This is a genomic window from Clostridium chromiireducens (assembly GCF_003575225.1).
Taxonomy (GTDB): domain Bacteria; phylum Bacillota; class Clostridia; order Clostridiales; family Clostridiaceae; genus Clostridium; species Clostridium chromiireducens.
The window spans coordinates 1,170,952-1,184,365 of record NZ_QXDJ01000002.1 but is presented as its reverse complement, the minus strand read 5'-3'; the positions used below and the strand labels follow the sequence as shown (position 1 = coordinate 1,184,365).

Genomic DNA, 13,414 nt, shown 5'->3' with positions numbered 1-13,414 from the left:
TGATATATACGTTGATTATATATATTTAGAAGAGTATAATTTTTTAGATAATAAATTTAAGTTTTGTAATACTAGAAAAACATGTTACATAGAATGAGGAGCCTAACGTATGTATAAATATTTCTTAAATAAGTGCATTGAAAAAATTCAGAATGATAAAACTCGTACCATAATAATTATATTTTTAATAGTAATTACATCTTCACTTAGCTTATACTTTATTTCTAATAATGAAATTTTATACTCAAAACCAATTGCTAGAATTATTTCAGTAAATGATGAAGAATCTAAAAAAGAGGATTCTAACGGAAAGACCGAGAGAATAAAATCACAAAAAATACAAGCTGTTATTCTTAATGGTATTTATAAGGGTAAAACCGTGGAACTCAATAATATATCTTCCTTTTCACAAGCTAACGATTTGGATTTAAAAGTAAATGATGAAGTATTTATATCAATTACAGATAATGCTAATTCACAAATAAACTCTGCTAAAATTCTTGAATTTAAAAGAGATACGTATGTCATATATATATTAAACATATTTATTGTTTTAATTATACTAATAGGACGTTTTAAAGGTTTTAAATCTCTAGTTAGTGTTGTTGTAAATATACTAATTCTTTTAGCCGTAATCAAACTATTTACTCAAGGTTTTGACTTGTTATTTCTATCTATAATTGCCAGCATACTTTTTGTCACGCTCTCTATTCTTATAGTATCCGGACTGAATAAAAAAACTGTTTCTGCTATTGCTGGTACTTTAATTGGTACTCTTCTTTCTGTCTTAATAGCCGGAATAGTTATAAAATTAAATAATTGGAGCGGAATTCATTTTGAGGAAATGGAGTTTCTAACCCATCCTCCAGAAAAAATATTTTTTATTGAATTAATAATAGGTACTTTAGGAGGAATAATGGATATTGCTATCTCAATTTCATCAGCCATCGAGGAATTATACGATAAAAATCCAAATATTCAAAGAAAAGCAGTTATAAACTCTGCACGAGAGATTGGACAAGATATCATGGGTACTATGGCAAATACTTTGGTATTCGCTTATCTAAGCGGAAGTATTCCAACCATACTACTGCTTTTAAGGAATGGTATTCCTATTACATATATAATTAATTTTAATCTCTCTTTAGAATTCATGAGAGCACTCATTGGAAGTATTGGCATAGTTTTAAGTATCCCTATTACCATCTTCACATCAATAATAATTCTTAAAAAACAAATGATTGGAGAAATTGTGAAATCATGAATATTATACTAATACTATTAATTATTTTACTAATTCTAATGGCGGTTATTGGAGGTTCACGTGGAGTAAAGTCTTTCTTTACTTTAATTTTAAACTTCTTCACTTTATTTTTTATGCTTATTTTGATTGGTGCTAAAATTGATCCAATTAAAATTACCTTTATAGGGGCTATTTTAATTAGTTTTTTTAGTCTATTTTTTATTAACGGATTTAACAGAAAAACCCTTTCTTCTCTATTATCAGTTGTAGTGGTTATATTTTTAGTTATGTTTATAACCTATGATATGGGAATAAATTCAAATATTCAAGGATTTAGCAATGAGCAAACAGAAACAGTTGCATATCTTTCTTTATATGTGCAATTGAATTTTTCTAAAATAGTTATTTGTGAAATATTAATTGGATTATTAGGCGCAATCATCGATGTATCTATCTCTATTTCTTCATCAATGAATGAGCTTTATAAAAATGATTCTGAAATCACTAAAAACAACTTGTTTAAATCGGGTATGAGTATTGGCAAAGACATATTAGGTACTATGACTAATACACTTTTATTTGCATATATAAGCAGCTTTATGACCCTGATAATGTATTTTAATGAACTCAACTATTCTCTTTCAACTATTTTTAATGAAAAAGTATTTTGTGCTGAAATATTTCAAGTATTAAGCTGCGGAATTGGTATAATTCTCATAATACCTATCACTTCGTACATTACTTCAGAAATTTTCTTTTTTAAAAAATTATTTAAGAAAGATACATCTAAGATTCAAAAAACATATCAATAATCCAATAAATTAAAGATCTATTCCATATCTTCCTTTTATAAACAAGATATGAAATAGATCTTTTCACTTCTAAGCATCTTTTAATCTAAATTCCTTATATAATTTCCAAGTCCCTTCCTTCCAATTATAAACTGTAATATTGTCAAAGGAGCACTGAAAATTACAAGAATAAAGTTGAATATGTTCCCATACCTTATTATAAATTGGCCTTAAATTTTTTGAAGCTAAAGTTACATGAAAGATTTTATTCTTCCCATCTTTTTTATCAAATTCTATATAAGAAACTTCTCTCATTTTATCAATTAGCTTATCATGAATATTTTTTGCTTGCTTAGACATATTAACCCTCATATATATTACTCTATCATCAAAATAATCATAACCGTCTATTGTAAATTCTTCTGCCACTTCCTTTTCACAAAATTCCTCAAGAACCTTCTCCAATTCTGTTATTTCTCCTTCATATTCAAAAGGAGCTTTTATAGTAACATGAGCAGGCAATTTAGATGATTTTGCCTTAAATTTCTCAAAAAGTTCTTTCCTTAAATTATTATTAAAATCACCTGCTATGCCCTTAACTACGCAAACTATTACATATCTCATAAATTATTCTCCTTATGTTTATATTAGCCTTTTATTTTTATAATTCATCGTTCTTCTTTATGTCACTCTATGTTAATTATCCTTCATTTTTTTAGTATTATGCAATCATAGTTATCTAATTATTATTTATCAATCTAGCGCAAAAATACTGTATCATTTATTTCATAGTTAAGAATCTAAATAATACAGTATCTATCTTTAATTTTTTAAAGCAATTGGATTATCCTAAGTCATTTTAAACAGCTTTATAAATAATATTTATTGCAGAATATACATGCAACATTTTTAAAATTAATTTCACCTGAATTTAACTTTAGTATATCTTAACTGCTTCTTTTTTCTTTTGTATAGTATAATATATTCTCATAATATATAATTGTTCCTTAACATAAAATTATTTATATTAAAAATTCTGTGAATTGTCTTGCGCAAGAAAACACTAAAGCTATTTAATATATATGTTCTCATATTATTAACCTTTGTATAAATTATCCTAATCAAAGCTGAATAATTCCAATTAAATAAATAGTTGATTCTTAAGTTTAAACACTATCTTTTCATAAACCACTTTCATATGCGGTTCACTAGAATACAAATCTATTTCGTTTATAGGTATCCACTTTACACCACTATTTTCATCTGGCTTTACTGTGAGTATTTCATTTTCATCGGCCTGAAACAAAAATGCTACTGAAGCATGCAAATGTGCAGAAATATATTTTCCTCTTTTTACATGTCCGAACACTGGCAATATATCTATTGAAACAATTTCTTTGGTAATTGGGATTATATTTTTTATTCCTGTTTCCTCTCTAGCTTCATTGCTTGCAACAAGCAACAAATCTTCTTCTCCATCAGCATGACCCCCAGTCCATGCCCATGAGTTATATATATTATGATGAATCATCAGCACCTTATCCTTAGCCTTATTTACTATGAAAGCAGAACTCGTCATGTGAATAATTTCATTATCCCTGAATAACATATCATTCAATATTTTTGAATATTTTATTATTACTTCTTTATCACTCTTTTCTTGATTGTCGCAAGGAGTATAGTCTTTTATCATATCAATCCAACTCATATTTTTCACCTCCTTATTAAGCATCAGTATAATATTAATTATAACTAAATTTAAGTAGATTCGTAATATATAAATTTCTTAAATACTTTTTAATTATTTTATTATCCTTCACTTAATTTCTATATGTTCCTCCACACTAGCCTAATATATCAAATTATTTTTTTCATGACACAAAAGGATATGATAAATTACTTCATATCCTTCTAAACTTTTTATTATTAATTTAATCAAAATATAATCTGTCCCTATTACCGCTTTCTCTTTTTCTAGTTGTGCCTGCTGTACCTATGCCACCTGTTGTTCCAGTGCCAGTTCCTCCGGTTCCAAAGCCTCCGCCTGTTCCGGCTCCTGTACCCATTCCAGTTCCTCCAGTTCCAAAGCCTCCGCCTGTTCCGGCTCCTGTACCCATTCCAGTTCCTCCGGTTCCAAGGCCTCCGCCTGTTCCGGCTCCTGTACCCATTCCAGTTCCTCCAGTTCCAAAGCCTCCGCCTGTTCCGGCTCCTGTACCCATTCCAGTTCCTCCGGTTCCAAAGCCTCCGCCTGTTCCGGCTCCTGCACCTATTCCTGTTCCTCCGGTTCCAAGGCCCCCGCCTGTTCCTGTAGTTCCTGTACCCATGCTAGCACCGCCTTTGAGTAACTTAGACGCACCAGTACTTTGCCATTCTTGAACTTGATTTATAGCTTCCTGAGGTGTTCGCCCAAGACCTACAAGCACACCTAACAAAATAATTTTCTGATATATAGATTGAGGACTCATACCTTGATTTGGTTCTCTTAATCCATAAGTAACTAATGGCGTTATATATCTAATCCAATCATCTGGAGTAAATTTTGATGTATCCTGATTCTGCCTAAAACACCTATTCATAGACATATTAGAGTTATCATTCATATTATCTAAATCATCATCTGCAAATACACTAACCTCCGGAGTGTTGGAAAAAATATCCTTCATTCCGTGAAAGCTGCTAAATTCATCTGATAGGTCTCGTCCAGTATTAAGCCCATAATGTGTTCCTGATTCCAAACTAGGTTCATTACTCACATCATAAACTATCCCCTCCATAGCAACATACGCCGGATTTCCATTTTTCCAATCATACTGTTCTAATTCGTCTAATATAAATTCTTTTTGCTTTCTATAATAATTATCACCAGTTAATTCGTTGATAGTTTTAAAATCAAAATAAATAGACATATTTACCTCTCAAATATTTATACCTATAAAATGTATGCTTCTATATGTAAAAATGTTCCTATAAATTTAAATTATTTTTTTCTTTATGATTACATTATTGAAACTTCTATTTTTTATTTCAAATCAAAACTTGACTAAAATTTTTAATAATTATATATTAATATAGATATACTAAATTTGAATTATATCTATATGTTATATACTATTTCTTGTATAGAACAATATACTTACTTAAAGAGTATATAACATAAGTTTTTTCATTTTTAAATATTATATTTTCATATAGGGGGGCTTTATAAATGAGTTTTATTACAGTTAGAAAAATACCATCTCCAGAGGAAATTAAAGAACTTACTCCTCTATCAGCTAATCTTCAAAAGATTAAAGCTGAAAGAGATGCTGAAATCAAAGAAATATTTGCCGGGAATAAGGAGAAATTTGTTGTTATTATAGGACCTTGTTCAGCAGATGATGAAAACTCAGTTTGCGATTATGTTAACAGACTTGCAAAAGTAAATGAAAAGGTTAAGGATAAATTATTTATCGTACCAAGAATTTACACAAATAAACCAAGAACTACTGGTGAAGGATACAAAGGAATGTTCCATCAACCAGATCCTGAAAAATCACCTAACATCCTAGAAGGATTAATTTCTATCAGAAAAATGTTTATTAGAGCTATTGAAGAGTCAGGTCTTACTCCTGCTGATGAAATGCTTTATCCTTCTAATTATATGTATTGTGATGATTTATTAACTTATGTGGCCGTTGGAGCAAGGAGTGTTGAGAATCAACAACATAGACTTACAGCTAGTGGAATTGAGGTTCCAGTTGGTATGAAAAATCCAACAAGTGGGGATATATCTGTAATGTTTAACTCTATCCAAGCAGCACATGCAAAACATAACTTCTTATATAGACATAACGAAGTAAATACAACTGGTAATCCATATGCACATGCAATTATGCGTGGTTCTGTTAATAAACACGGAAACAATATTCCTAACTATCACTATGAAGATTTAATGAGAGTTGCAGAATTATATGCTGAATCAGATTTCCCATATCCATCAGTAATTGTTGATGCGAATCACGCTAACTCTATGAAGAAGTTTGCGGAGCAGCCTCGTATAGTAAACGAAATACTTTATAGTAGAAATTATAATAGTGACCTAAAAAAATTAGTTAAGGGTGTTATGATTGAAAGCTACATAGAAGAAGGATGCCAAAAAATTGATGATCGTATTTATGGAAAATCAATTACAGATCCTTGCCTAGGTTGGGAAGCTACTGAACGATTACTTTATTATATTGCTGAACAAGTATAATTAAAAATGTTAAATTAAATAAAATGCAAGTCAGCTTGATAGTAATTAACATGCTGACTTGTAATTTTTTTATTATAATTAATTCTGATGGAGATGATAAATTTTAATGAGATATTTAAGCGACTACCACCTACATTCAAACTTTTCTTTTGATTCAAAACAAAAAATTGAAGAAATCATAATTAAAGCCATTTCTATGAATATAAGAGAAATATGCTTAACAGAACACATAAGTTTTGATCCTGGTGATAAAAGCTACGATTTCTTTAGTTTTAGACATTATGAAAGTGAGCTATTTAGGCTTTCACAGAAGTATTATAAGGATATTAATATTAAAACTGGATTAGAGATTGGAGAATACCACCTTTATAAAGGTGATTATGATAAATATTTCAAAGAGAACAAATTAGATTTTGTAATAGGTTCTATACATAACCTTAACGGACAAGGACTAAGAGTAAATATTCTAGAGCATGGTGCTAAATATGCCTATGACACTTACTTTAAGGAAGTTTTAAATTTTGTGGAAGTTGGCGATTATGATGTATTAGGTCACCTTGACATTATTCAACGTTATGCATTTAAGGAGCACGGAGTTTATAATTTTCAAGATTATAAAGACAATATATATGATATCCTAAAAATAATAATCCGTAGTGGTAAAGGGATTGAAGTTAATACTTCTGGTCTAAATGATAATCTACTTTTCCCAAAGTTAGAAATACTTCAGATGTATAAAGACTTAAACGGTGAAATATTAACTGTGGGCTCTGATGCACATACAACTAATAGAGTCGGCGAAAAAATAAATTATATATATGACCTTTTAAAAGATATAGGATTTAAATACATATTCACTTACACTAACAGACAAACAAAAGGAAATCCTTTGTAAGTAAACAATCAAAATAAATATAGATAAACAACATATAGCTTAGAAGTATACCTATAACTCGCCGAAAGAGAAGGTGCTTTATTACTCGGTTGCTAGAAAAAAAGCACCTTCTCTTTCTAGTTGAGATATATTACCAAGAATAAGCAAAATTCATAGTTTTTATATCTATGTAGATAAATAACATATAATTTAGATTTATGCGATAAACTAACCGAATTTATATATTTAGTTTTGAAATATATCCAACTAGAAATGAGTAGCATACTTTTGTGGAATGTTTCATAAGGAATCTTTATGGTAGTGATTCTTAGAATAAAAGTTGTTCCAAATATGCTAGTTCGAAGCTTGCCTTTGATGCTAGCATTTTGGGCACAACTTTTGTTCTTAGAATCACCCATAAAAATTCCTTAGAAACTGGAACAAAAGTATGCTATTCATTTCGTTGATTATATTACATAAGTCTAAGTTACATATTGTTTATCTATAGAAAGTTTTCATATAGATAATTGCTTTCTTACATAACTATCTTCTTATATCTTCTTTTTGAATATCTATTATTTCTGCATCGGTATTGGATTCTATGAAATTAATAATATTCTCCATTGTTGAATCGCTTTGGGCCGAGTTCGCACATAAGCCTACAATTCCTATAACTATTTTTTTATGTATATCTTGTTCTTCTGCTTCTACCACCGATATATTGAATTTATTTTTCAGCTTTTGAACAATACTTTTCACAATCATTCTTTTTTCTTTTAGTGAATGTACCCATGATGCTCTTAGGGTAATTTCCATATATAAAATATTCATATATTCCTCACATTCTATGTTTATCCCAATTAAGTATATAATGAGTTCATACTCTATATATAGTTGAGCATATTTTTAGTTATGCAAAGCTATATTATATACTAATTAGAGATACAATTTAGTTTCAACTCTTCTATCATATTCTGACCAAGTTCCTGATTGTGTAACATTTTTTATTTGAGATATCTTATTCATGGTCGCATCTATTGAATCAGCGTAATTTAATATAAAGGCCTCTTCCATTCTCATCTCTCTTGGAGAACCATATTCAAGTTTTCCATGGTGTTGAACAACGCATCCTTTTATTCTCATAATAAAATCCTCACTATAAATCTCTGGTTTACTCATAACAGCCTTATCTATCATCTCAACGCCTATAACAATATGTCCCTCCATTTCGCCTCTGAGAGTATACTTAAAAGGCCCATCAAAATATAATTCATGTATTTTACCTATATCATGAAGCTTTGCAGCTAAAATAGCTATTTCTGTTCTTCTGCAATTATATTTTGCACATAGCATTTCAGTTACCTGCATAACACTTAATGTATGTTCTGCTAGCCCTCCAATATAATTGTGATGCATAGAAACACCGCCTATGCCTTTTTTAAATCTTTCTAGAAACTTTTCATCATTAAAGAAATAGTCATTTAAATTTTGTGCTTCTTCTGACAATATATATTTTTTTGTATAATCTTCGATATCGTTCATAATATCTTCTATAGGTCTGCTTACTGTCGGCAAATAATCAGAAGCATTGTAATTAGAAACAAATTCATAATCTTTCACATCTAGATTGTTATCTTTTATTCCTTCAATTTCCAACACTCTGCCCTCAATAATATCGTCTTTTTTATTTGGCAAGTTAGCTTTTATTTCTCCACTTCTATCAGCTAATATGCATACGACTTTAGAAGAATCTCTAAATAGTATTCTCATCACCATTAAAGATAACTTCATTCTTTCTCCACTTTTCATATCACTTAAGAAATTCTCTTTTGTACTCATTTCTTCCTCCCATTTAAACATAATTTCTAAGATATAGTATATGTAAAAATAATTTTTATACTTATTCTCCGTTATGTTTATATTAGGAAAATTTCTTTATTCGAAAAAATAATTTTAATTTAAGTATTATAATAATATATTTTTAACATTATAAACTTAATCTAAGACTCTTCCAGCATATTTCATACTCGATTTTGAAAGTCGAGAAATCTTTACGACATCCCCACTGTGTGATGCCTGAATATACATATCATTTCCGATGTACATTCCCACATGTGTTGCTTCAGAAGGCTTATTGAATACTAGATCTCCCGGATTAATCTCTGACATATTAATTGTTGTCGCAAACTTCTGTTGTTCTTCAGATATCCTAGGTAAATCTATTCCTTGTGCTTTAAATACATATTGCATAAAACCAGAACAATCAAAACCGTCCGGTGACTCTCCTCCCCATAAATATGGTACTTTCAAATATTTTTCAGCATCTTCAATTAATTTCTTTGTGCTATCACTAATATCCGACGGTAAGGCTACTGGAACAGTTATATCTGTACTACCAGATAATAATTCTCCGTTTTCCTCCATAAATTTTAGAATCCCTTGCTTTTGTTCTTCTAAATCCTTAATTTTATTTTCTACTTCGCCTCTATTTTGCTCTAGATTTTTATACTGAGCATCAATCTTATCATTTATATCCAAAAACTTTTTCCTTGATTCTTTTGCTTCTATAATTAGTTTTTTATCACTTGTACATATTTGATTTATTAAGGATAATTTTTGTACTGCATCTAAAATATTGCCCGAAGAAAATAATGCATCTATATATTGAAAAGATGTAATTTCAAGACCTCCATTTAGCTGAATTCCATTTAATCTTTCAGCTAGTTGATTATCTCTTTCTTCAACCTTTTCTTGTGCTATTTTTAATAACTCTGTATTATCTTTTATCTCATTTTCTCTTTCCTTAATCTGCTCTTTTAATTTATCAAGGTTGTCCATATTGTTTTCAATCTTATTATCACATTCCTCTATTTTTTGCACCGCTTGTTCAAGTGACAATATATCAGGGTCCGCATGTACTTGCGAATTAGCACTTGTTACTGTTGTAAAAAATAGTAAAGTTGCTACTATAAAACTACACTTACTTTTCATTTTATCCTCCTTTAGTCACTTAATATTCTTAGTACTCAAATCCATACCACTTAAAATTTAGTAGTTAAATATGTTTCTTTTAATTTATCCGTTCTTAATTTCACAGAAATTTTATTAAACCTTTTTAAAATTATATATATTATAAAAGAATATTCTTTATGCCTAAAAATAATGTATATACCCAAACTAGTATTGATTTTTTAATAAACGATACTTAATATTATAATATATGATTAAGTGGTATTTATTAACATTCTATTACGATTTTTTATTTATCGAAATAGAGGATACTCTCCGTAAACAAATCTTTTTCACAACATAATTGTTACATTTTTATACTTTCTAATCATTAAAATATTCACCATATCTTTAATAAGTATTTAATTAGATTATTGATCCTTTACGATTTTTATAAATAAATTAAATTCAAAAAATTCTGTAAATTTTATCAATTATATGTTATTTCTATTTCTTTATTATCACAAATACAATATTAAATTTATTTTTATTAATATCATTAAATATATTAACGCTTTTTTGATAAATGGTAATTTTTGTTGAGGTGTAAAACACAAGGAAATGCTTTATATTATAGATATAGTAATTACATTATATAAAAATTAAAGTAAGTTGTTTAAAATGGAGGGGATTATTATGAATTCTAAAATTATGGATAAATCTAATATAAAATTATCAACTTATACTGATGATAAAAGTATTGCCAATAATAAAATTTTAAACAATATAACCAAATCGTTACACTTTATATTCGCTACACTAATTAGTGATAAAAAAGAATATAATTATGATAGAAATGCATTTGATTCAAAATATCATTCTTATAATGATATAACTGATACTACTGAACTTAAATTAATAGCCTCAAGAAGAACTTTTTCATGATACTTGACTTATTTAGGTAAATATCATTTTTTAAAACTATAAATAACATTTAAAAATATTTTTTAACCTAACACTGAAAATGAGCTATAAAGTTTCTAATAGTAGTTAGCTACGTTTGAAACTTAAATAGCTCATTTCTTTCACAAAAATAAATATTTATCTATTAAATCATATACATACTTTTTGCATTATTCTCAGTAAGATTGTATTACTTATTTAATAAACTATGTATTATTCTGGTAGCATCCATATATTTAGCAATTGATCTACCGTGATTTAATCTGTTTATAATTCTAGCTGAAAGTTGTGACAGGTCGACACCTATAAACCATGGTTCATTTAATAAACTTTCTGGTATATATGTCAAGTTTGTAGAATATATTCTAGATATTAATCCATCTTCATATGCCTTTCCAAACTTTTCAAGACCTTCAGTAAAGAAAGCAAAGGTAGATGCTACATATACATTTCTAGCGTTTCTTTTCTTTAATTCCTTTGCAATATCAAGAACAGATTCACCAGAAGCGATCATGTCATCAACAATTAAAACATCTTTACCTGAAACTTCTCTTCCTACATATTCATGTTGAACAATTGGGTTTTTTCCATTAACAATTGTAGAATGATCTCTTCTCTTATAGAATAAACCAACATCAACCCCTAAAACACTTGAATAGTAAATAGCTCTATCCATAGCACCAGTATCAGGACTTATTACAAGTAATTTATCCTTATCTAACTCTAATGATTTTTCATTTGATACAATAGCTTTTACAATGTCATAAGTTGGATATATATTTTCGAAAGACAATAAAGGAATTGCATTTTGAATGTTAGGATCGTGAACATCAAAAGTTATAATTTCATCAACACCTAATCTTTCTAGTTCTTGAAGCGCTAATGCACAATCTAGAGATTCTCTTCCTTTACGTCTATGTTGTCTTGATTCATATAAAAGAGGCATTATTACAGTTATCCTTGCTGCTTTTCCTCTTATTGCTGCAACAGTTCTTTTTATATCTTGAAAATGTTCATCTGGCCCTTTATGGTTTTCAATCCCGAACATTTTGTACGTGCAGCTATAATTTCCAACATCACATAAAATGTAAATATCCTTTGCTCTAACAGTTTCAGAAATTTTAATTTTTCCTTCGCCATTAGAAAATCTAATTTCTTCAACTGGTATTAAGAATGATTCAGTACAATTTCTGTTGTTTTGGATATACTTGTTAATAGCATCGCCTAATTCTTTGCAACTTTCTAATGCTATAATTCCAAGTTCATGATTTAATTCACTCATTTGCGTTCCCCTTTTTTCTAATATTTTCTAGTATAGTGCTTATTGTTATAAAAAAACTCAAACAATTTAAGTATACCCTAAAATTACACATATATAAATATATTATTACAAATTTCATTAAAAATTTATCTTTGTGATATACTAATTCTGCACTTTTATTTGCATTTATACATAATTTAGTATCTGCATACTGAAACATACAAATTAAAAGATGTTACATTTAGTAAGTTATAGCTTTAAATATAACATCTTTTTATTATTAATATTAATTTGCTTATTAAGTTGCTACTTCATTCTTCTTGAATAATTATTTTTTCACCTATTATTCTTCCATCATGTATGGTTATTATTCTCTCAGTTTCATCAGCAAGTTCCTTATTATGAGTTACTAATATTATAGTCTTTCCCTGCTCCTCATGAATCTTGTGAAATATATCCATAATCCTTCTACCTGTTTGAGAATCAAGCGCCCCAGTTGGTTCATCTGCTAAAATGATACTAGGGTCATTTGCAAGAGCACGTGCAATTGCAACTCTTTGCTTTTGCCCTCCAGATAATTCATTTGGAAGATGATTTAATCGATCTCCCATACCAACTATATCTAAAAGTTCCTGAGCTTTATTAATTCTCGTTTTTCTTTCAACTCCATAATATAGCATTGGCAGTTCAACATTCTTTAATGAGTTTGTTCTTGCTATTAAATTTGAAGTTTGAAATACAAATCCTATTTTTTTATTTCTTATTTCCGCTAAATTGTTATCACTTACCTCGCTGATATCAAGTCCATCTAAGTTATATTTACCTGAAGTTTGCCTATCAAGAACTCCTATGATATTCATTAATGTACTCTTTCCAGATCCTGATGCACCAATAATTGATATAAATTCGCCTTCTTTAACAATAAGATTGATATTCCTGAGGATATCTAGCTGATTAGCTTTTCCAACAAAAAAACTCTTAGTAATATTATTCATCTCAATTATATTATTACCCAATTAACTTTCCTCCATTTATAATCAAAGAAATAATCTCACTATATTCTATGATTATTAGAGTAAATTTCGAACTTTTTATTTTT

13 protein-coding genes are annotated in these 13,414 nt (G+C 28.6%); 5 read left to right on the top strand and 8 right to left on the bottom strand.

From position 1 onward, the window contains the following. The first annotated feature begins 109 nt into the window (after positions 1-109). Entirely contained in the window at positions 110-1,264 is a 1,155-nt protein-coding gene (locus D2A34_RS10740) for a YibE/F family protein (protein WP_079441458.1), read from the top strand. After that, on the top strand, positions 1,261-2,055 hold the full coding sequence (locus tag D2A34_RS10735; protein WP_079441457.1) for a YibE/F family protein: 795 nt from the start codon (positions 1,261-1,263) through the stop codon (positions 2,053-2,055). Before D2A34_RS10740 ends, D2A34_RS10735 begins: the two co-directional genes overlap by 4 nt. Positions 2,056-2,124: 69 nt before the next feature. Here D2A34_RS10735 and D2A34_RS10730 read toward each other — a convergent pair whose 3' ends face one another. From D2A34_RS10730 to D2A34_RS10720, 3 genes are all read right to left on the bottom strand, one after another. Beyond that, on the bottom strand, positions 2,125-2,658 hold the full coding sequence (locus tag D2A34_RS10730; RefSeq protein ID WP_079441456.1) for a 2'-5' RNA ligase family protein: 534 nt from the start codon (positions 2,656-2,658) through the stop codon (positions 2,125-2,127). 517 nt (positions 2,659-3,175) lie between these two features. After that, positions 3,176-3,742, bottom strand: a complete 567-nt coding sequence (locus D2A34_RS10725; RefSeq protein ID WP_119366590.1) for an NUDIX hydrolase — start codon at positions 3,740-3,742, stop codon at positions 3,176-3,178. 223 nt (positions 3,743-3,965) lie between these two features. After that, positions 3,966-4,940, bottom strand: a complete 975-nt coding sequence (locus D2A34_RS10720) for a cytochrome b5 domain-containing protein (RefSeq protein WP_079442480.1) — start codon at positions 4,938-4,940, stop codon at positions 3,966-3,968. 299 nt (positions 4,941-5,239) lie between these two features. Here D2A34_RS10720 and D2A34_RS10715 point away from each other — a divergent pair, with 299 nt between their 5' ends. Together D2A34_RS10715 and D2A34_RS10710 are read left to right on the top strand one after the other, a co-directional pair. Further along, complete coding sequence (locus D2A34_RS10715) at positions 5,240-6,268, top strand: 3-deoxy-7-phosphoheptulonate synthase (RefSeq protein WP_079442397.1); 1,029 nt, start codon at positions 5,240-5,242, stop codon at positions 6,266-6,268. A gap of 106 nt (positions 6,269-6,374) precedes the next feature. Then, positions 6,375-7,163: a histidinol-phosphatase HisJ family protein gene (locus tag D2A34_RS10710; protein ID WP_079442398.1), complete on the top strand. Its 789-nt coding sequence runs from the start codon at positions 6,375-6,377 to the stop codon at positions 7,161-7,163. Between the two features lie 522 nt (positions 7,164-7,685). On the opposite strand, the gene D2A34_RS10705 is transcribed toward D2A34_RS10710, so the two are convergent. From D2A34_RS10705 to D2A34_RS10695, 3 genes are all read right to left on the bottom strand, one after another. After that, complete coding sequence (locus tag D2A34_RS10705) at positions 7,686-7,973, bottom strand: DUF503 domain-containing protein (protein ID WP_079442399.1); 288 nt, start codon at positions 7,971-7,973, stop codon at positions 7,686-7,688. Between the two features lie 105 nt (positions 7,974-8,078). Then, positions 8,079-8,981, bottom strand: coding sequence for a 3'-5' exoribonuclease YhaM family protein (locus D2A34_RS10700; protein WP_079442400.1), 903 nt, complete (start codon positions 8,979-8,981; stop codon positions 8,079-8,081). A gap of 156 nt (positions 8,982-9,137) precedes the next feature. Beyond that, entirely contained in the window at positions 9,138-10,133 is a 996-nt protein-coding gene (locus D2A34_RS10695; RefSeq protein WP_079442401.1) for a C40 family peptidase, read from the bottom strand. Between the two features lie 654 nt (positions 10,134-10,787). Here D2A34_RS10695 and D2A34_RS10690 point away from each other — a divergent pair. Next, the gene (locus D2A34_RS10690; RefSeq protein WP_079439667.1) at positions 10,788-11,036 is read left to right on the top strand and encodes a hypothetical protein; all 249 of its coding nucleotides are present in this window, start codon (positions 10,788-10,790) and stop codon (positions 11,034-11,036) included. 208 nt (positions 11,037-11,244) lie between these two features. Here D2A34_RS10690 and D2A34_RS10685 read toward each other — a convergent pair whose 3' ends face one another. Beyond that, a complete protein-coding gene (locus D2A34_RS10685; protein ID WP_079439668.1) occupies positions 11,245-12,336 on the bottom strand; it encodes a ribose-phosphate pyrophosphokinase in 1,092 nt (363 codons plus the stop codon). Between the two features lie 290 nt (positions 12,337-12,626). After that, complete coding sequence (locus tag D2A34_RS10680; RefSeq protein ID WP_079439669.1) at positions 12,627-13,331, bottom strand: ABC transporter ATP-binding protein; 705 nt, start codon at positions 13,329-13,331, stop codon at positions 12,627-12,629. Positions 13,332-13,414: the final 83 nt, after the last annotated feature.